Annotated in this window: 22 protein-coding genes; 19 read left to right on the top strand and 3 right to left on the bottom strand. The window is 61.8% G+C overall.

Translation table 11 applies throughout. The features are described 5' to 3' along the window. Positions 1–102: 102 nt before the first annotated feature. From secY to JCM7686_RS16045, 18 genes are all read left to right on the top strand, one after another. Positions 103–1473 carry a preprotein translocase subunit SecY gene (secY, locus tag JCM7686_RS16130; RefSeq protein ID WP_020951861.1) on the top strand — a complete coding sequence of 457 codons (1371 nt, stop codon included), beginning with the start codon at positions 103–105 and terminating at the stop codon, positions 1471–1473. 27 nt (positions 1474–1500) lie between these two features. Further along, positions 1501–2166: an adenylate kinase gene (locus tag JCM7686_RS16125; protein WP_020951860.1), complete on the top strand. Its 666-nt coding sequence runs from the start codon at positions 1501–1503 to the stop codon at positions 2164–2166. A 157-nt stretch (positions 2167–2323) separates the two neighbouring features. Next, the gene (gene rpsM, locus JCM7686_RS16120) at positions 2324–2692 is read left to right on the top strand and encodes a 30S ribosomal protein S13 (protein WP_020951859.1); all 369 of its coding nucleotides are present in this window, start codon (positions 2324–2326) and stop codon (positions 2690–2692) included. A gap of 14 nt (positions 2693–2706) precedes the next feature. After that, a complete protein-coding gene (rpsK, locus tag JCM7686_RS16115) occupies positions 2707–3096 on the top strand; it encodes a 30S ribosomal protein S11 (protein ID WP_020951858.1) in 390 nt (129 codons plus the stop codon). A gap of 114 nt (positions 3097–3210) precedes the next feature. Further along, positions 3211–4227 carry a DNA-directed RNA polymerase subunit alpha gene (locus JCM7686_RS16110; protein WP_020951857.1) on the top strand — a complete coding sequence of 339 codons (1017 nt, stop codon included), beginning with the start codon at positions 3211–3213 and terminating at the stop codon, positions 4225–4227. 129 nt (positions 4228–4356) lie between these two features. After that, positions 4357–4779, top strand: a complete 423-nt coding sequence (rplQ, locus tag JCM7686_RS16105) for a 50S ribosomal protein L17 (protein ID WP_020951856.1) — start codon at positions 4357–4359, stop codon at positions 4777–4779. A gap of 305 nt (positions 4780–5084) precedes the next feature. Continuing rightward, entirely contained in the window at positions 5085–5696 is a 612-nt protein-coding gene (locus JCM7686_RS16100) for an autoinducer binding domain-containing protein (protein ID WP_020951855.1), read from the top strand. Positions 5697–5756: 60 nt separating this feature from the next. Next, positions 5757–6347 (top strand): acyl-homoserine-lactone synthase, encoded by a 591-nt coding sequence (locus JCM7686_RS16095; RefSeq protein WP_020951854.1) that lies wholly within the window; start codon positions 5757–5759, stop codon positions 6345–6347. A gap of 65 nt (positions 6348–6412) precedes the next feature. Beyond that, positions 6413–7741 carry a replication-associated recombination protein A gene (locus tag JCM7686_RS16090; protein ID WP_020951853.1) on the top strand — a complete coding sequence of 443 codons (1329 nt, stop codon included), beginning with the start codon at positions 6413–6415 and terminating at the stop codon, positions 7739–7741. Further along, positions 7738–8112, top strand: a complete 375-nt coding sequence (gene crcB / locus JCM7686_RS16085; RefSeq protein WP_020951852.1) for a fluoride efflux transporter CrcB — start codon at positions 7738–7740, stop codon at positions 8110–8112. Before JCM7686_RS16090 ends, crcB begins: the two co-directional genes overlap by 4 nt. Continuing rightward, a complete protein-coding gene (locus JCM7686_RS16080) occupies positions 8109–9158 on the top strand; it encodes an RluA family pseudouridine synthase (RefSeq protein ID WP_020951851.1) in 1050 nt (349 codons plus the stop codon). The genes crcB and JCM7686_RS16080 overlap by 4 nt, the downstream gene beginning before the upstream one ends. Before the next feature lie 6 nt (positions 9159–9164). Beyond that, positions 9165–9824, top strand: coding sequence for an HAD-IA family hydrolase (locus JCM7686_RS16075; protein WP_020951850.1), 660 nt, complete (start codon positions 9165–9167; stop codon positions 9822–9824). After that, the gene (locus JCM7686_RS16070; protein WP_020951849.1) at positions 9817–10527 is read left to right on the top strand and encodes an ATP12 family chaperone protein; all 711 of its coding nucleotides are present in this window, start codon (positions 9817–9819) and stop codon (positions 10525–10527) included. The genes JCM7686_RS16075 and JCM7686_RS16070 overlap by 8 nt, the downstream gene beginning before the upstream one ends. A gap of 149 nt (positions 10528–10676) precedes the next feature. Further along, entirely contained in the window at positions 10677–11702 is a 1026-nt protein-coding gene (locus tag JCM7686_RS16065) for an amino acid ABC transporter substrate-binding protein (protein ID WP_020951848.1), read from the top strand. Positions 11703–11816: 114 nt separating this feature from the next. Beyond that, complete coding sequence (locus JCM7686_RS16060) at positions 11817–13070, top strand: amino acid ABC transporter permease (protein WP_020951847.1); 1254 nt, start codon at positions 11817–11819, stop codon at positions 13068–13070. A 1-nt stretch (position 13071) separates the two neighbouring features. Further along, a complete protein-coding gene (locus tag JCM7686_RS16055) occupies positions 13072–14535 on the top strand; it encodes an amino acid ABC transporter permease (RefSeq protein WP_020951846.1) in 1464 nt (487 codons plus the stop codon). A gap of 8 nt (positions 14536–14543) precedes the next feature. Further along, positions 14544–15308, top strand: a complete 765-nt coding sequence (locus JCM7686_RS16050) for an amino acid ABC transporter ATP-binding protein (protein WP_020951845.1) — start codon at positions 14544–14546, stop codon at positions 15306–15308. 123 nt (positions 15309–15431) lie between these two features. Continuing rightward, complete coding sequence (locus JCM7686_RS16045) at positions 15432–16274, top strand: calcium-binding protein (RefSeq protein ID WP_236635849.1); 843 nt, start codon at positions 15432–15434, stop codon at positions 16272–16274. 111 nt (positions 16275–16385) lie between these two features. On the opposite strand, the gene JCM7686_RS16040 is transcribed toward JCM7686_RS16045, so the two are convergent. Then, positions 16386–17246: a D-amino-acid transaminase gene (locus JCM7686_RS16040; RefSeq protein WP_020951843.1), complete on the bottom strand. Its 861-nt coding sequence runs from the start codon at positions 17244–17246 to the stop codon at positions 16386–16388. Positions 17247–17260: 14 nt separating this feature from the next. Then, positions 17261–18226 carry an N-acetyl-D-Glu racemase DgcA gene (gene dgcA, locus JCM7686_RS16035; protein WP_020951842.1) on the bottom strand — a complete coding sequence of 322 codons (966 nt, stop codon included), beginning with the start codon at positions 18224–18226 and terminating at the stop codon, positions 17261–17263. A 101-nt stretch (positions 18227–18327) separates the two neighbouring features. Here dgcA and JCM7686_RS16030 point away from each other — a divergent pair, with 101 nt between their 5' ends. Next, positions 18328–19293 carry an L-malyl-CoA/beta-methylmalyl-CoA lyase gene (locus JCM7686_RS16030; protein ID WP_020951841.1) on the top strand — a complete coding sequence of 322 codons (966 nt, stop codon included), beginning with the start codon at positions 18328–18330 and terminating at the stop codon, positions 19291–19293. 146 nt (positions 19294–19439) lie between these two features. Here the strand turns inward: JCM7686_RS16030 and JCM7686_RS16025 are convergent, their stop codons facing one another. Then, positions 19440–19826, bottom strand: a complete 387-nt coding sequence (locus tag JCM7686_RS16025; protein WP_020951840.1) for a TFIIB-type zinc ribbon-containing protein — start codon at positions 19824–19826, stop codon at positions 19440–19442. Between the last annotated feature and the right edge of the window lie 14 nt (positions 19827–19840).

Genomic DNA, 19840 nt, shown 5'->3' with positions numbered 1-19840 from the left:
GCTGTTGATTGGGGCACCGCGGCCCCATAGATAGCTTTTAGTTTTCCATGCGCCGCGGGATGGGGAAACCCTCCGGCGGCGCAGCCATGAATGGGGCAAGAAATGGCGTCAGCCGCAGAACAGATGGCCGCGAACTTCTCTTGGGGGACGTTCGGCAAGGCTACAGAACTTCGTCAGCGAATCTGGTTCACCATCGGCTTGCTGATCATCTACCGCCTTGGCACCTATATCCCGGTGCCCGGGATCGACGGCGCTGCTCTGCGCAACTTCATGGATCAGGCGCAATCGGGGATCGGGGGCATGCTCTCGATGTTCACCGGCGGCGCGCTTGGCCGGATGGGCGTCTTCGCGCTTGGCATCATGCCCTATATCTCGGCCTCGATCATCGTTCAGCTTCTGGCCTCGATGGTGCCAATGCTCGAGCAGATGAAGAAAGAGGGCGAGCAGGGCCGCAAGAAGATCAACCAATACACGCGCTATGCGACCGTGCTGCTGGCCTTCTTCCAGGCCTATGGCCTTGCGGTTAGCCTTGAGCATGGCGGCCTTGCCCATGAGACCGGGCTCTTCTTCCGCGCTTCGGTCATCATCACGCTGGTTGGCGGCACGATGTTCCTGATGTGGCTGGGTGAGCAGATCACCGCACGCGGCATCGGCAACGGCATCTCGCTGATCATCTTCGTCGGCATCGTTGCAGAGATTCCGGGCCATATGGCGCAGTTCTTTGCGCAAGGCCGTTCGGGCGCGATCTCGACCCCGGTGGTTCTGGGCGTGATCGTCATGGTCGTCGCGATCATCGGCTTCGTGGTCTTCATGGAGCGCGCGCTGCGCAAGATCCACATCCAATATCCGCGGCGCCAGGTCGGCATGAAGATCTATGACGGCCAGTCCTCGCACCTGCCGATCAAGGTTAACCCGGCAGGCGTGATCCCGGCGATCTTCTCGAGCTCGCTGCTGCTGCTGCCGATTACGCTCTCGACCTTCTCGGGCAATCAGACCGGCCCGGTCATGTCGACGATCCTTGCCTATTTCGGTCCGGGTCAGCCGCTCTACATGGTGTTCTTCGCGGCGATGATCGTGTTCTTCACCTATTTCTACACCCACAACGTCGCGTTCAAGACCGAGGATGTCGCCGATAACCTGAAGAATCAGGGCGGCTATATTCCGGGGATCCGTCCGGGCAAACGCACCGAGGATTACCTGAATTACGTCGTGAACCGCGTGCTGGTTCTGGGCTCGGCCTATCTGGCGCTCGTCTGCCTTCTGCCCGAGATCATCCGTCACCAGCTCTCGATCCCCTTCTACTTTGGTGGAACTTCGGTTCTGATCGTTGTCAGCGTAGTTATGGACACGATCAACCAGGTGCAGAGCCATCTGCTCGCGCATCAATATGAGGGCCTGATCGAGAAGTCGCAGCTGCGCGGCAAGCGCAAGGCGGGGGAAGCCCGGCCGAAGAAAGCTCCGGCTCGGCGTTAAACGATTAAGAAAGAGGGACACGGACATATGACGATCAACATCATCCTTCTCGGCCCTCCGGGCGCTGGCAAAGGCACGCAGGCGCGCCGTCTGGAAGAGGGCCGGGGTCTGGTCCAGCTTTCGACCGGCGACATGCTGCGAGCCGCGAAAAGCTCTGGCACCGAGATGGGCAAGCGCGTGGCCGAAGTCATGGACAAGGGCCAGCTTGTTACGGATGAGATCGTCATTGGCCTGATCCGCGAAAAGCTGGAAACCTCGGATGCCGCCGGATTCATTTTCGACGGCTTCCCGCGGACGCTGCCTCAGGCCGATGCCTTGGGCGAGCTGCTGCGCAATATGGGCCAGAAAATCGACGCCGCGATCGAGATGCGTGTCGATGACGAGGCGCTTGTCGCCCGCATCACCGGCCGCTTCACCTGCGGCAATTGCGGCGAGGTCTATCACGACACGACCAAGCCGACGAAAGTGGCGGGTGTTTGCGATGTCTGCGGCTCGCATGACCTGCGCCGCCGCGCCGACGACAATGAGGAAAGCCTGAAAACGCGGCTCCTCGAATATTACAAAAAGACCTCGCCGCTGATCGGTTATTACTATGCCAAGGACCTGCTGCGCACGGTCGATGGCCTGGCCGAGATCGAAGAGGTTGCCCGTCAGATCGACGGAGCTTTGGGCAAGGAATCGGTGCAGGCTTGACGCCTGTGTCGGAATCCTTTACCCCGCAGCATCTCGCTTGAGAATCATCCACACTCTGTGGGTGGCCGGTTAAGGGCCCGAAGGCACAGCTTTCGGGTCTTTGGTTGTGAAAAAAGGTTCCGGTATAACGGATCCGCAACACTGAAAAGGAAAACGCGTGGCTCGTATTGCTGGCGTCAACATTCCGACGGGGAAACGCGTCCCCATCGCTCTGACCTATATCCATGGCATCGGTCCGCTGTATGCCTCGCAGATCATCGAGGCTGTCGGCATTGAGCCGACCCGCCGCGTGAACGAACTCTCGGATGACGAAGTTCTGAAAATCCGCGAATTCATCGATGCCAACCTCACCGTCGAAGGTGACCTGCGTCGTGAAACCCAGATGAACATCAAACGCATGATGGATCTGGGCTCGTATCGCGGTCTGCGTCACCGTCGCGGCCTGCCGGTTCGCGGCCAGCGCACCCACACCAACGCCCGCACCCGCAAGGGCCCGGCGAAACCGATCGCCGGTAAGAAGAAGTAAGGGGGCACTGATCAATGGCACGCGATAAAACCCGCATTAAGCGTAAAGAGCGCAAGAACATCGCCACGGGCGTGGCGCATGTGAACAGCTCGTTCAACAACACCAAGATCCTGATCTCGGACGTGCAAGGCAACGCGATCTCCTGGTCGTCGGCTGGCACCATGGGCTTCAAGGGCTCGCGCAAATCGACCCCTTACGCTGCTCAGATGGCTGCTGAAGACGCTGGCCGTAAGGCTCAGGAACATGGCGTCCGCACGCTGGAAGTCGAAGTCCAGGGCCCCGGCTCGGGCCGCGAATCGGCGCTCCGCGCGCTGGCCGCTGTCGGCTTCAACATCACCGCGATCCGCGACGTGAGCCCGATCGCTCATAACGGCTGCCGCCCGCCCAAGCGCCGCCGCGTCTGATTCGATCTGAACTTTGGCGTCCCGCGTCTTCTGGCGCGGGGCGCTTATCCGCATTTCACCTCGGGCGTTTCCCACTACTGGACATGGGTGGGAAACTGGTATGGAGGCAATCGCATGATCCATAAGAATTGGGCTGAGTTGATCAAGCCGACGCAGCTTGACGTCAAGCCTGGTGCCGATGCTAGCCGCGTCGCCACGGTCGTCGCCGAGCCGCTCGAGCGCGGTTTCGGTCTGACGCTTGGCAACGCGCTGCGCCGTGTCCTGCTGTCGTCTCTGCAGGGCGCCGCGATCACCTCGGTTCAGATCGACAATGTCCTGCACGAGTTCTCGTCGGTTCCGGGCGTCCGCGAAGACGTCACGGATATCGTCCTGAACCTCAAGGGCGTGACGCTGAAGATGGATGTCGACACGCCGAAGCGTCTGACGCTGACCGCGAAAGGCCCGGGCGAAGTCCGCGCTGGTGACATCTCGGAATCGGCTGGCATCACCATCCTGAACCGCGATCACATCATCTGCCACCTCGACGAGGGTGCAGAAGTGCGCATGGAACTGACCGTCCAGAACGGCAAGGGCTATGTCGCCGCCGACAAGAACCGTCCGGAAGATGCCCCGATCGGGCTTATTCCGATCGACGCGATCTTCTCGCCGGTGAAGCGCGTCAGCTACGAAGTCACCCCGACCCGCGAAGGTCAGGTTCTCGACTATGACAAGCTGACGATGAAAGTCGAAACCGACGGCTCGCTCACCCCGGAAGACGCCGTGGCCTATGCCGCGCGCATCATCCAGGACCAGCTTTCTGTCTTCGTGAACTTCGAAGAGCCGGAATCGGCCAGCCAGAAGGATGCGGATGACGGGCTCGAGTTCGATCCGCGCCTTCTCAAGAAGGTCGACGAGCTGGAACTGTCGGTGCGTTCGGCAAACTGCCTCAAGAACGACAATATCGTTTATATTGGCGACCTGATCCAGAAAACCGAAGCCGAGATGCTCCGCACTCCGAACTTCGGTCGCAAGTCGCTGAACGAGATCAAGGAAGTGCTTTCGGGCATGGGCCTGCATCTCGGCATGGATGTGGTCGATTGGCCGCCGGAAAACATCGAAGATCTGGCCAAGCGTTTCGACGACCAGTTCTAATCTGCTGGTTTGACATTCGGCGGGGCGGGGTTATACCCCGCCTCACCAAATCTGGGCATTCCGCCCCAAGGAGAGCGGCCCGCCACGCATGGGCTGCCGGACAAAGAAAAGACGTTATAGGAGATTATCATGCGTCACGCTCGCGGTTACCGCCGTCTGAACCGTACTCACGAACACCGCAAAGCGATGTTCGCCAACATGGCTGGCTCGCTCATCGAGCACGAGCAGATCAAAACGACTCTGCCGAAAGCCAAAGAACTTCGCCCGATCATCGAAAAGCTGATCACGCTGGCCAAACGCGGCGATCTGCACGCCCGTCGTCAGGCTGCTTCGCAGCTGAAACAAGACCAGTATGTCGCTCGCCTGTTCGAGATCCTGGGCCCGCGTTACAAAGAGCGTCAGGGCGGCTATGTCCGTATCCTGAAAGCCGGCTTCCGCTATGGCGACATGGCTCCGATGGCGATCATCGAATTCGTCGATCGCGACACTTCGGCCAAAGGTGCGGCTGACCGCGCACGCGTCGAAGCCGAGGCCGATGCAACCGAAGAGTGATTCGCTTCCCGCGTGAAGCAATCGAAAGTAGAGAGGCCTCGGACACCCGTCCGGGGCCTTTTTCATGGCTTAAGGGGCTCAAACCCTTGCGATCAGTGATTTTGGTGGTCACATAGGCGCCAGAGACAGGTGAACTGTCCGATGTTGGTAGCCATTTCCTCCCGGATCGGGCAGAAAGGTCATAGACCTGCCCATCCTTCTGCGGCCTCGGCCACAGTTATAGACTTCTTAAGAATATTCTGAATAGACTTACCCTTATCACAATTAGCCTTCGATCCCGGAGGCATCAATCTGTCTAAAGCGACATGTCCTCACGCGCAGAAATCAACGCAGCACTTCAGAAACTCAAGAAATTGTCCCCCACGGGCTATTTCATTGGGCTCCATATCCGTTTTGCTGCTCCCCTGATGCAGTTTCAGACATACCCGGAGGAGTGGTCTTTACGCTACTCTGAGCGGGCTTATGCGCTGCGGGACCCGACCATTGCTTGGGGTTTTTCGACGACCGGCGCCTGCCGGTGGAGCGTTTTGCCAATTCCAGATCCATTTTCGATTCTTCAGGATGCTGCGGACCACGGGCTGACTTACGGGCTGGCCGTGTCCCATGGCCCGATGCAGTCACGGACGATTGCTTGTTTCACCAACAACAAGCGGGAATTTACGGATGACGAGATTGAGATAATCTCGACAACGCTACGTCGGCTCCACGATATTACCGAGCCGCCGGAGAGCCTAACCAAGGCTCAACAAGAGGCCCTTCGGTGTATCGCGGAGGGGGATCGTCACGCAGCGGCGGCTGCTAAGCTTGGCATTACCGAAAGCGCATTTAAGGCGCGTCTGATCTCGGCGCGTGAGCGTCTGATGGCGCGCACGACGGCTGAGGCGCTGCAGAGGGCCAAGGACTACCGCCTCCTGTAGGGCGAAGCCCGTTCGTCCGCATATGCCCTGGGGCCAATACCAGCACCCAGGAGATAGCAAATGCAGACCACCACCCTTTCCTTCGCGAACCTTCACAATCACGGCGACCTTTTTGCCAATGTGTTCCGGGCGCGCAAACAGAGTTTCATTATCCAGAAGAACTGGGACCGTCCTCAGACCGAGGAAATGGAGTTTGACCAGTACGACACACCGATGAGCCGCTGGGTTGCAATCCATGAGCTCGGCCAGGTCTACGCGGGCGTCCGCCTGACCCCCACCACCGCCCGCTGCGGTGTCTATTCCTATATGATCAAGGACGCTCAAGCGGGCCTTCTTGGCAGCTCGATTCCCCAAGACCTTCTCTATGAGAATGCGCCGGTTGAAGCCGGGACCTGGGAGGCGAGCCGGCTCTTTGTCGATCACTCGACGCCCCAGGCCAAACGCCGCCATGTCCACCGCCACCTCGTCACTGAAATGAGCGCCTCGGCCCGTGCGCTTGGCGCGACCAAACTCGTCGCTCTGGTTGCGGCAAGCTGGGAGCGCTGGTTGCTGCCCACCGGACTTGAAGCTCAGGCGATTGGTCGCGAAATGTGGATCGATGATGGTTATTTCCAATGCGTGTCGATTAATCTTGCTCAGAAGATGCACTAAGAAGCTGGGCCCCATGTGCTGGGGGGCTTTCACCACAGCATCGGGCGGCGTAACATGCCGCCCGCATGGCTGATTTGTTCGATACTGCGCCACCCGCGGACCGTCCCGGCCGCGCCGCGCCCAGACCGCTGGCGGATCGCATCCGACCGGCCCGGATGTCCGATGTCATCGGGCAGGAAAAGCTGCTTGGCGCCGACGGCCCGCTTGGGGCGATGCTGGCGGCCGGCAGCCTGTCCTCGCTGATCCTCTGGGGACCGCCCGGCGTCGGCAAGACGACGATTGCCCGGCTGCTCGCGCAGGAATCCGACCGCGCCTTCGTGCAGATCTCGGCGATCTTTTCGGGCGTGGCCGAACTGCGCAAGGTCTTTGAGGCCGCGAAGATCCGCCATCAACAGGGCCAGTCCACGCTGCTGTTCGTCGATGAGATCCATCGCTTCAACAAGGCCCAGCAAGACAGTTTCCTGCCCTATATGGAGGATGGCACGATCATCCTCGTGGGCGCGACCACCGAGAACCCCAGCTTCGAGCTGAACGCGGCTTTGCTCTCGCGGGCGCAGGTGGTCATTCTCGAACGGCTTAGCCTCGCGGATCTCGAACGTCTGGCGCAGCGCGCCGAGATGGAGACCGGCCGGGCGCTGCCCCTGACCGGAGAGGCGCGCGATCGGCTGCTGGAAATGGCCGATGGCGACGGGCGTGCCGCGCTCAATCTGATCGAGCAGGTTTTGTCCTGGAAGGTCACCGACAAGCTCGATCCCGAGCAGCTTTCGAAGCGCCTGATGCGGCGGGCGGCGAAATACGACAAATCCGGGGATGAGCATTACAATCTGATCTCGGCCTTGCACAAATCGGTGCGCGGCTCGGACCCGGATGCCGCGCTTTACTGGTTCGCGCGCATGCTCGAGGGCGGTGAGGACCCGCGCTATCTCGCCCGGCGTCTGGTGCGCATGGCGGTCGAGGATATTGGCCTTGCCGATCCGCAGGCCCAGACCCATGCCCTCCACGCCTGGGAGACCTATGAGCGCATCGGCTCGCCCGAGGGCGAGCTCGCTTTGGCGCAAACGGTGATCTATCTCGCGCTCGCGCCGAAATCCAATGCGGGCTATGTCGCCTATAAGGCCGCGCGCGATCTGGCGCGGCGTTCGGGCAGCCAGATGCCGCCCGCCCATATCTTGAACGCGCCGACCGATCTGATGAAGGATCAGGGTTTTGGCGCGGGCTATGCCTATGACCATGACGCCGAAGATGCCTTCTCGGGACAGAACTATTTCCCCGATGGCATGAAACGTCCCGTCCTTTACGCCCCGGTCGAGCGTGGATTCGAGCGCGAGCTGAAAAAGCGGGTGGACTGGTTCGCGGGGCTCAGGCAGAAGCGGCGCGGATCGGAGCGCATATGAAACTGACATTCCTGCAAGTGGCCCTTGGCGGTGCGCTCGGCGCAACCGCCCGCTACGCGGTCAATGTCGCGGTCGGCCGGCTGATGCCGGGCTTTCCGCTGGCGACGCTTCTGATCAATGTGTCGGGGTCATTCCTCATGGGGCTTGTGGTCACGCTGCTGGCCCTGCGCGGCGGCCAGCATCTCGCGCCGTTTCTCATGACCGGGATCCTCGGCGGCTTTACCACATTTTCAGCCTTCTCGCTCGATACGATGACCCTGTGGCAACGCGGTCAGGGCAGCCTTGCCGTGACCTATGTTGCGCTTTCGGTCGGGGCCTCACTGGTGGCGATCATCGCGGGAATGGCATTTGGAAGGACAGTGTTCGCATGAGCGTTCAGACAATTCGCATCGGCGCGGATGAGGGCGATCAGCGCCTCGACCGCTGGCTGAAGAAGAAATTCCCGCAGCTCAACCAGATCATGATCGAGAAACTGTGCCGCACCGGCCAGCTTCGCGTCGATGGCGGTCGGGTCAAGGCCAACACCCGGATCGAGACCGGGCAAGAGGTCCGCATTCCGCCCTTGCCCGAGGCCGAGCCGATTGATCCGCGCGCGCCGCGCGTCAAGCACGTCAGTAAATCCGACGCCGAGATGATTCAGGCGGCGGTGATCTGGAAGGATGAGCATATCATCGCGCTGAACAAGCCTGCGGGCCTGCCCTCGCAGGGCGGCAGCGGTCAGGGCGAGCGTCACGTCGACGGGCTGACCACGGCGCTGATGTTTGGCTATAAAGAGCGGCCCAAACTGGTGCACCGGCTCGACAAGGACACTTCGGGCGTGCTGCTTTTGGCGCGCACCGACCGGGTCGCCCGCGCCTTGTCCGAAGGCTTTCGCCACCGCAACACCAAGAAGATCTATTGGGCCGTGGTTGCAGGCGTGCCCAATCCGCGCATGGGTTCGATCAAATACGGGCTGGTGAAGGCGCCCGGTCGCGGGCGCATGGGCGAGGGCGAGAAGATGATCTGCATCCATCCCTCGAAGGTGCAGGAGACCGAGGGCGCCAAGCGCGCGCATAGCGATTACGCCGTGCTCGACGCGCTGGGAAGCCGCGCCTCCTGGGTCGCGCTGTCGCCGATCACCGGGCGCACCCATCAGCTGCGCGCCCATATGGCCGAGATCGGCCATCCGATCGTCGGAGACGGCAAATATGGCGGCTCGGGGCAGGAAAACCTCGGCGATGGCTGGGGCGCGCAGCTGGGCGGGGATATCTCGCGCAAGCTGCACCTTCATGCGCGCATGATCACCTTCCAGCATCCGATCACCAAGAAGATGATGTCGGTGACCGCGCCTCTGCCCGACCATATGGCGCGGACCTGGAAGTCGCTCGGCTGGAACCCGAATGACGTTCCCGAAGATCCTTTCGCCGACGAGGAGTAAGCCGTCATGAAAACCGTGATCTTCGACGTGGATGGCACGCTCGTCGACAGTCAGGGCCTGATTGTCGCGGCGATGAATGGCGGATTGGTCAAGGCCGGGCTTGCCGAATTGCCGCGCGAAGAGGTGCTCTCGATCGTGGGCCTGTCGCTGCCGATCGCGGTGGCAGAGCTGATCCCGCAGGAATCGCAAGAGGTGCAGGACGCGGTCGTCGCAGGCTACCGCGAGGCGTTTTTCCAAAAGCGGTTGCAGACGACTGCGCCGCTCTATCCGGGCGCGGATGCCGCTCTGCGACGCTTGGCCGCACGCGAGGATATTCTGCTCGCCATCGCCACCGGCAAATCGCGGCGCGGGTTGCTCGCGATGATGGAGCAGCATGGCTGGACCGGGATCTTTGTGTCGGTCCAGACGGCAGATGACCATCCCTCCAAGCCGAATCCCTCGATGATCAACAAGGTTTTGTCTGATACGGGCGTCACGCAACAAGATGCTGTGATGATCGGGGATACGACCTTTGACATGGATATGGCGCGGGCGGCCGGGGTGACCGGTTTCGGCGTCAGCTGGGGCTATCACCCGGACGAGGCGCTGCGCCGCTCTGGCGCGGCGCTGATTGCGCCCGATTATGTGGCGCTCACCGAAGCAATCGAGGATTGGGCCAATGGCTGAATGGGCGGCGAAACGGTTTTGGAAAGCGGCTGGCGTCCGTCCTGAAGGGGATGGCTGGACCGTGGTTCTGGACGACAAGCCCCTGCGCACGCCGGGCAAGCACCCGCTGATCGTCCCGACAGAGCGGCTCGCGCGCGCCATTGCCGCAGAATGGGACGCGCAAGAGGCGGTGATCCGCCCCGAGACCATGCCGCTGACCCGTGCCGCCAATTCCGCCATCGAAAAGGTCGCGCCGCAATTCGATGCCGTCGCCGATATGCTGGGCGCCTATGGCGGCTCGGATTTGCTGTCTTACCGCGCCGATGCGCCGGCTGGGCTGATCGCGCGTCAGGCCGAACACTGGGATCCGCTGCTCGATTGGGCCGGCAAGAGCCTTGAGGCGCCGCTGAAGTACACCCAAGGCATCATCCATATCGCGCAGGATGAGGCGGCGCTGCGCAATCTGCGCGATGAATTGGGTGCGCTCGATGTCTTTGGCCTGACCGCAATTCATGATCTGGTGACTCTGCCGGGCTCGCTGGTGCTGGGGCTGGCCGTGCTCAAGGGTCGCCTGACCGCCGCCGAGGCCCATGCGCTGGCCCGCATCGACGAAGAGTTCCAGGCCGAGCAATGGGGCCGCGACGAAGAGGCCGATGCTTCCGCGCTTGGACGGCTCGAAGCGATGAAGGTCGCCGAGCAGCTTTGGCATCTGAGCCGCCCCTAGTCCAATTCGCCTAAAACCTTGACCTAAGAAACCTTATGCGCACTATTGCTCATAAGAGCATCTGTGCTTGTCGAGCCAGAACATGGCCGGTTGAGGTTTGAACATGCTCCGTCCGCGCATGGCGTGGCCCAGCAGCAGAGAGGGGACTCATGAAAAAGACGCTATTCACAGGAACTGTGACCGCCGCAGCCTTGGTCGCCGGTGCCGGATTTGCCGCCGAGGGCGATACGCTGAAGGAAGTCAAACAGCGGGGCGTCCTGAATTGTGGCGTCCATACCGGGCTGGTGGGCTTTGCCGCCCCGGATTCGAACGGCAGTTGGTCGGGCTTTGACATCGCTTTCTGCAAGGCGCTTGGCGCGGCGGTTCTGGGCGATCAGAGCAAGGTCAAATTCGTGCCGCTGACCGGCCAGACCCGCTTTACCGCGCTGGCCTCGGGCGAGGTCGATGTGCTGGCGCGCAACACCACCTGGACCTTCCAGCGCGACACCGAGCTGAAATTCGATTTTCTGGGCGTCAACTATTACGACGGTCAGGGTTTCATGGTGCGCAAGGATCTGGGCGTGAGCTCGGCCAAAGAGCTCGATGGCGCGACGATCTGCGTGCAGACCGGCACCACGACCGAGATGAATCTGGCCGATTACTTCAAGGCCAACAGCATCAAGTATCAGCCGGTCAATATTGATACAAGCTCTGAGGGTGAGCAACAATATCTTGCGGGTGCGTGCGACGCCTATACAACCGACGCCTCGGGGCTGGCCTCGCTGCGCGCGGCTTTTGCCGATCCCGAAAACCACGTCATCCTGCCCGAGATCATCTCGAAAGAGCCGCTCGGCCCGCTGGTGCGCCATGGCGACAACAATTGGGCCGATATCGGGCGCTGGACGCTTTACGCGCTGATTGCGGCGGAGGAATACGGCATCACCTCGGCCAATATCGACGAACTTGCGAAATCTTCGACCAACCCCGAGGTGCAACGCATTCTCGGCACGACCGATGATCTCGGCAAAATGGTCGGGCTGGATGCCGAATGGGCCAAGCGCGCGATCAAGGCCAATGGCAATTACGGCGAGATCTTCGCGGCGACCATTGGCGAGCAGACCCCGATCGGGCTGGCGCGCGGGCTCAATGCGCAATGGACCCAAGGAGGGCTGATGTACGCGATGCCGTTCCGGTAATCGCACAGACCGACCGGGGTGCGCCTGACCGCCATGGGCGCGCCCGTTTCAACGACAAGGCCTGACCAGCCCACAAGAGCGTAACGCCCGCTGGTCCGGAAGCAGGGGAAAACAATGGTCGATTATCCGGGGGCGGAGCAACCACCCTTCCGCTTGTCCATGCTGATCTACGATCAGCGCTACCGCGCCATCACCATTCAGGTCGTGGTCTTCATTCTGGTCATGCTGGCGATCGCGGGTCTGGTGCGTAACGCCGTCATCGCCTTCGAAATCGCCGGAAAGACCTTCAGCTTCGACTTTCTGTGGCGGCGCGCGGGCTATGATATCCCGCAACAGCTGATCCCCTTCACCTCGGATGACACGCATCTGCGCGCGACCGTGGTCGGGCTCTTGAACACGCTGCTCGTGTCGTTCTTCGGCTGCATCTTCGCGACCATCATCGGCGTGGCGGTGGGGGTGCTGCGGCTCTCGTCGAACTGGCTCGTGTCGCGGCTGATGACGATCTATGTCGAGATCTTCCTGAACGTGCCGCTGCTGATGTGGATCCTCGTCTTTCTGGCGATCTTCACCGATGTGCTGCCGCCGCCGAATGCCTATCGCGGCGAAAATCCCGCCGCGAGCATGATCCTTTTCGAGACGATCGCGCCGACGAACCGCTATACCGCGATCCCGTCCTTGTCCTTGAGCAATGATCCGGGCGTCCTTCCCTTGGGCCGCGAGGGCATCAATATCGCGGTGATCGTCTTCGCGCTGGTGTTTCTGGCGGCGCTTGGCATCAGGCGGCAGCTTGCGAGATGGGCCAGCCGGGAGCAGAACCGCACGGGCAAGCGGCCGGTGACCTGGTGGGTGCAGATTCTGCTGTTTGTGGTGCCTTTCGTGTGGCTTGCCTGGCATTACGGGCTGCATCTGAACCGGCCCGAGCTCAAGGGCTTCAACTTCGTCGGCGGCATCAATCTCGACAATTCCTTCGTGGTCCTGCTGGTCGCGCTGTCGCTTTACACCGCCGCTTTCATCGCCGAGGCGGTGCGCGCAGGCGTGATGGCGGTCAGCGCGGGGCAGACGGAGGCCGCCTATTCGCTTGGTCTGCGGCCGGGGCGGACGATGACTCTGGTCGTGTTGCCGCAAGCCCTGCGGGTCATCATCCCGCCGCTGATCTCGCAATATCTGAACCTGACCAAGAACAGCTCGCTGGCGATTGCAGTGGGTTACATGGATCTGCGCGGCACGCTTGGCGGCACGACGCTGAACCAGACCGGGCGCGAGATGGAATGCATGATCCTGATGATGCTGATCTATCTGGTGGTCTCGCTGATCATCTCGGGGGCGATGAACCTCTATAACCGCCGCGTCGCGTTGAAGGAGCGGTGAGATGACCGAGTCCCGAACCGCGCCCCAAACCCCGCCGCTTCCCTTCGTCCGCAACGAGATGATCGCGCCCGCTGCCCCGCCACGCGGCGACAGCGGAATCCTGCATTGGATGCGGGAAAACCTGTTTCGCGGCCCGCTCAACATTGCGCTGACGCTTTGCGGTCTCGCGGCGATCTGGCTGCTGATTGCGAAATTCGGGCCCTGGCTGAGCCACGCGGTCTGGCACGCCGATTCCTTGCGCGAATGCCGCCAGATCATCACCGAGCGCTATGGCGAGGGCGCCACCGGCGCCTGTTTCGCGGTGATCAAGCATCGCTGGAACCAGTTCCTCTTCGGCTTTTACCCGCGCGCCGAATATTGGCGTCCGACCTTGGCCTTTGGGCTTTTGTTCTTCGCCATTGCGCCGGTGCTCTTTTCGGACAGCCTCCGCGGGCGGCGGAGCGTGCTCGCGCTGGCCTCGGTCCTGACCTTCATGGCCTGCCAGATCCTTGGTGCGAGCGGAACGCATCTGCTGGTCGCGGCTCTGGGCATGGTGCTCTGGGTGGCGCTGATCGAATATCGCCCGCGCTGGTCGCTGATCGCGACGCTGGTCTATCCCTTCCTTGGGGTCTGGCTGCTCTGGGGCGGCTCGGTCTGGTTTCCGGTTCTCGCGCTGGCGGGCTTTGTGCTGGGCTATGCCGTCTCGCGCGTGCTTGCGCGGCTCGGGATGATCGGGCTCGCGATTGGCGTGGTCGCGGCGCTGCTTTTCTGGGGCTTTGCCTATCATCCGCTGGGGAGCGCGCTTGGCACCGCTTTGCCGCTGAGCCTGCCGCGCGTGCCCTCGACCCAGTTCGGCGGCTTCGTCTTGTCGATCACCATCGGGGTCGCGGGCATCGCCATGTCGCTGCCAGCGGGGATTATCCTTGCACTGGCGCGGCAATCGCATCTGCCGGTCGTGCGGATGCTGGCGGTGATGTTCATCGAGTTCATCCGGGGCGTGCCGCTGATCGGGATGCTCTTCGTGGCCTCGCTCTTGCTCAATTATTTCCTGCCGCCCAAGGTCCAGTTTGACATCATCTTGCGGGTGATCGTCATGGTGACGATCTTCGCCTCGGCCTATATGGCCGAAGTGATCCGCGGCGGGCTTGCCGCGCTGCCCAAGGGCCAATACGAGGCGGCGGATGCCTTGGGGTTGGATTACTGGAAGGCGCAGCGGCTGATTATCTTGCCGCAGGCGCTGAAGGTCTCGATCCCCTCGATCGTCTCGACCTTCATCGGCATGTTCAAGGACACGACGCTCGTCACCTTCGTCGGGCTTTACGACCCGCTGAAGGCCATGTCCGATTCGGTGCGCGCGAGCTTTGAGTGGAAGGGCACCTATTGGGAGCCCTATCTCTTTGCTGGCGCGATCTTCTTCATCCTCTGCTTCGGCATGTCGCGGTATTCGCTTTACCTCGAACGCAAGCTGAAGCGCGACCAACGTTAGGGGGCCAGATGAGCCAGATCCATGAGCAGCAAGCTGCCGCTTACGCGGTCGAGATGCAGGATGTGAACAAGTGGTATGGCACCTTCCACGTTCTGCGCGACATCAATCTCAATGTCGCGCGCGGCGAGCGGATCGTGATCGCGGGGCCGTCGGGGTCTGGGAAATCGACGCTGATCCGCTGCATCAACCGGCTTGAGGAGCATCAGCGCGGTCGCATCATCGTCGATGGGGTCGAGTTGACGCATGACCTGAAAAACATCGACAAGGTGCGCTCGGAGGTCGGGATGGTGTTTCAGCATTTCAACCTCTTCCCGCATCTGACCGTGTTGGAGAACTGCACGCTCGCGCCGATCTGGGTGCGCAAGGTGCCCAAGCGGCAGGCCGAGGAAACCGCGATGCATTTCCTTGAAAAAGTGCGCATTCCTGAACAGGCGCTGAAATATCCGGGCCAGCTTTCGGGCGGCCAGCAGCAGCGTGTGGCGATTGCGCGCTCGCTTTGTATGCAGCCGCGCATCATGCTCTTTGACGAGCCGACCTCGGCGCTTGATCCCGAGATGATCAAGGAGGTGCTCGATACGATGATCCAGCTCGCCGAAGAGGGCATGACCATGCTTTGCGTCACCCATGAGATGGGCTTTGCCCAAGCCGTCGCGCATCGGGTGATCTTCATGGATCAAGGCCAGATCGTCGAAGAGAACACGCCGCATGAGTTCTTTACCAATCCGCAATCCGAACGGACTAAACTTTTTCTCAGTCAGGTTCTGGGGCACTGAAAGCGCGGTTGCTCCCGAGCCTTTTGCAGGTTTATCCTGCGCCAAGGCGTCGGAGGGACATAGATGAACCAGACTTTGTTTTTACTTCTTGGAGTGCTCGGCCTTGCCGGTCTTGGCTCTCTCATGTCCAGCAGTTCGGATTCTCATGGGCCAGAGACCCCGCCTGATCCCTATGGCGATCGCAATGTGATCGAGGGCACCGAAGGTGACGACACGATCGAGGGCACGCCGGGCGGCGATGCGATCCTGACCTTTGACGGCGACGATTCGGTCAATGGCGGCGGCGGCGATGACATCATCTGGACCGGGCGCGGCAATGATACGGTCGATGCGACCCCGGGCAATGATCTGGTCTATCTGGGCGAGGGTGACGACCACTACGGCGCCTATAACCCCGGCGTCGATGAGGGCCATGACACCGTCGCAGGCGGCAGCGGCGATGACGTGATCATCACCAACGGCGGCGAGCATCACATCTATGGCGATGCCGATCCGAACGACGATTCCAGAGATGACGACCATGCCAGCGGCAATGACTCGATCTATGACAATGGCGGCACGGTCTATGTCGATGCCGGTCCGGGCAATGACCTGATCTGGTCGCCCGACGATTCCGACAAGGATCACCCGGATACGCTTTATGGCGGCGACGGCGATGATACGATCTATGCCGGTGGTCACGACATTCTCGACGGCGGCAAGGGCTCGGATCTCTATATCATCCGCAGCGATTCAAGCGGTCCGGTCGATATCACCTATGGCGACGCGGATAATATCCAGATCGCTTTGCCCGCCGATTACACTGGCGACAAGCATTTCGAATATGTGCAGGACGGCGACAATGTCCGGCTGCTGGTCGATGGCAATGACCTTGCGCTGCTGCGCGATGTGAAGGTCGCCAATGTGCGCGATGTGTCCTTCATCAACCAAAGCGACGCGCCGAAAGCGCCCTGGCAAACCACCTGAGCCGGAATGGCGCCGGGCAGGGCTTGGGCCCATCCATAAGATCGAAAAAACCCGCCGCTTCGGATCTGAAGCGGCGGGTTTCTGGTCTCTGGCTTCGGCGAGCCTGACGGCTCAGCGCGCGTTTTTCAGCGATTCCTCAAGATAGATCTCGCGCAGGCGCAGGGCGAGCGCGCCGGGTTTGCCGGTGCCAATGGCCTTGCCGTCGATCTCGATTACCGGGGTGACGAAGGCCGAGGCCGAGGTCACGAAGGCCTCATCCGCGCCTTGGGCTTCCTCGATGGTGAAGCTGCGCTCTTCCACCGCCATCTGGGCTTCACGGGCGAAGCGCAGGACGGCGGCGCGGGTGATCCCGTGCAGAATGTCATGGCTCAGCTCGCGGGTGATGATCTTGCCGCCCTTGATGATATAGGCGTTGTTCGAGGTGCCCTCGGTCACCTTGCCCTCTTCGACCAGCCAGGCGTCATCGACCCCGGCCTTCTTGGCCTCCATCTTGGCGAGGCTCGGGTAGAGCAGTTGCACCGTCTTGATATCGCGGCGATGCCAGCGCTGATCGGGAACCGAGATCACGCGAATGCCGGCCTTGGCCGCAGGCGAGTCGGCAAGGCCGGGCTTCGACTGCGTGAACATGACGACGGTCGGTTGGGTGTCGTCGGACGGGAAGGCGAAATCGCGGTCGCCCGGGTTCCCGCGCGAGACCTGCAGATAGATCAGCCCGTCGGTGATCGCGTTTTTCTCGACCAGCGCGCGATGGGCCTCCAGATAATCGGCGTCGCTCAGCGGATTCTGCATCGCCAGCGCATCGAGCGAGCGCTTGAGGCGCACGAGATGGCCGTCAAAGTCCAGAAGCTTGCCGCCAAGCACGCTCACGACCTCGTAGACGCCATCGGCCATCAGGAAGGCGCGGTCGAAGATCGAAACCTTCGCTTCGGTTTCGGGCAAATATTCGCCGTTGAGGTAAACTGTGCGGGTCATGCTGTCTTTCTCTCCTATCCCCAGAGCGCAGGCGATGCAGGAATGAGCCTCGATTGCTCGTAACGCAACCCGTTTTCGTGGTCCTCCGCCAGAAGCAGCGGGCCGTCGAGGTCCACGAAAGCCGCGCCCTGCGCCACCAGCACCGCGGGCGCCATCGCGAGGCTCGAGGCGGCCATGCAGCCGACCATGATGCCAAAGCCCTGACGCTCGGCCTCGGCCTTCAACGCAAGCGCCTCGGTCAGCCCGCCGGTCTTGTCGAGCTTGATGTTGATGACATCGTATTTCCCGGCAAGATCGGCCAAAGTCGCGCGCCCGTGGCAGCTTTCATCGGCGCAAATCGGCACCGGACGCGGCAGATCGCGCAAAGCGGCGTCCTGACCGGCGGGCAGCGGCTGCTCGATCAGCTTGACGCCCAGTTCGGCGATCTGGGGGATCAGCACGCGGTAGCTGTCGGGCGTCCAGCCCTCATTCGCGTCGAGGATCAGATCGGATTTCGGCGCGCCCTCGCGCACCGCACGCAAGCGCGGCAGGTCGTCGGGCGTGCCGAGCTTGATCTTCAGGACCGGACGCGCGGCATTGGCGGCGGCCTTGGCGCGCATCGCCTCGGGCGTGTCGAGCGAGAGCGTGAAGGCGGTGGTCAGGGGCTCTGGCGCGGGCAGGCCGAGCAGTTCATGCACCGGCTGGCCCGCGGTCTTGGCGGCAAGATCCCAGAGCGCGCAATCAACGCCATTGCGCGCCGCGCCCTCGGGCAAAAGGGTTTGCAGCGCCTCGAGGCTGACATCCTCGGGCAAAGCGGTGATCGCGGCGAGCACGCTTTCGACCGATTCGCCATAACGGGCATAAGGCACGCATTCGCCAAAGCCGGTCACACCGTTGCGGGTGACGGCGACCTCGACCACCTCGACATGGGTGCGCGAGCCGCGCGCAATGGTGAAATGGCCGTCAAACGCATAGCGGCGCATCCGGGCTGTCAGGGTCATGGGTCATCTTTCTGCATCTGCAAATTCAGCTTGAAGGGCGGCGGGCAAGAATATAACAAGGCCAGCAAGTCGTGCGAAACATCGTTGCTCACGGAATCGATATGTCCTTTCGTCTCCAGCCGCCTGCGCCTGCCCGCCTGAACCGTTGCCAGCTTTTCGGCCCCGGCTCGCGCGAAGCGCTGTTTGGCAAGATGGCCTCGTCGGCGGCGGATGTCATCAACCTTGATCTCGAAGATTCCGTCGCGCCCGATGACAAGGCGCAGGCGCGCAAGAACATCATTCAAGCGATTGGCGATCTCGATTGGAGCAACAAGACGCTGTCGGTGCGCATCAATGGGCTCGACACGCCCTATTGGTATCGCGATGTCGTCGATCTGCTCGAGCAGGCCCCCGAGCGGCTGGATCAGATCATGATCCCCAAGGTCGGCTGTGCGGCGGATGTCTATGCAGTCGATGCGCTGGTCTCTGCGATCGAGGCCGCCAAGGGGCGCAAGAAGCGCATCAGTCTGGAAGTCATCATCGAATCGGCCGCCGGGATTTCCCATGTCGAAGAGATTGCCGCCTCGAGCCCGCGCCTGCAGGCGATGAGCCTCGGCGCGGCCGATTTCGCCGCCTCGATGGGCATGGCCACGACCGGGATCGGCGGCACGCAGGACAATTACTACATGGCCCATCAGGGCGCGAAATACTGGTCGGACCCGTGGCATTGGGCGCAAGCGGCGATTGTCGCAGCCTGCCGCACCCATGGCATTCTGCCGGTCGATGGCCCCTTCGGCGATTTCACCGATGAAGAGGGCTTCCGCGCGCAGGCGCGCCGCTCGGCGACTTTGGGCATGGTCGGGAAATGGGCGATCCATCCCAAGCAGATCGCTTTGGCCAATGAGGTCTTTTCGCCCAATGACGATGCCGTTGCCGATGCGCGCGGGATTCTGACGGCGATGGAAGAGGCCCAAGCCAAGGGGTTGGGCGCGACGGTATACAAAGGTCGACTTGTTGACATCGCGTCGATTCGTCAGGCACAAGTGATTGTGAGCCAGGCAGAGCTGATCGCCGCCTCGGCACAATAAGAATACCCGGACGGCTGCGCGGGGAGGCAAAGCCGTCCATACGGGGGAGGAGACAGGCCCTGCGGCAGCGCGGGGCCTGTTACATTCCGGGCCTGTGTTCCATTCTGGGCGGGCACAATCTGCCGCGCCCAAGCAGGGCCTAGCGATCAGAAATCAAAGAGATCCGAAAGGAAGGACTCGCGCTTTTTCTTGCCGTGGCGCGGTTCGTCATCATAGCGGCGGTAGTCGTCACGCTCGTCGCGGCGATCATCGCGGGGGTCATCCCTTCGGTCATCACGGCGCTCCTCGAAGCGGCGGCGGTCCTGACTGGCGTCCTGACGCTGCAGCTCGGCACGGGGGGCATCGGCACGGGGGGCATCGGCGCGCGGGGCATCGGCACGGGGGGCCGGGGCGGTGTCGGCTGCGGCGCGTTCGAGGATCTTGTCGAGCTCGCCGCGGTCCAGCCAGACGCCCCGACATTTCGGGCAATAGTCGATCTCGACTCCGTTGCGCTCGCTCATCACCAGAGTTTCGCCGTCGATCGGGCAGTGCATGGGGTTCTCCTGTC

This window comes from Paracoccus aminophilus JCM 7686, from assembly GCF_000444995.1.
GTDB lineage: Bacteria > Pseudomonadota > Alphaproteobacteria > Rhodobacterales > Rhodobacteraceae > Paracoccus > Paracoccus aminophilus.
This window is presented reverse-complemented; position numbering and strand designations above follow the sequence as displayed.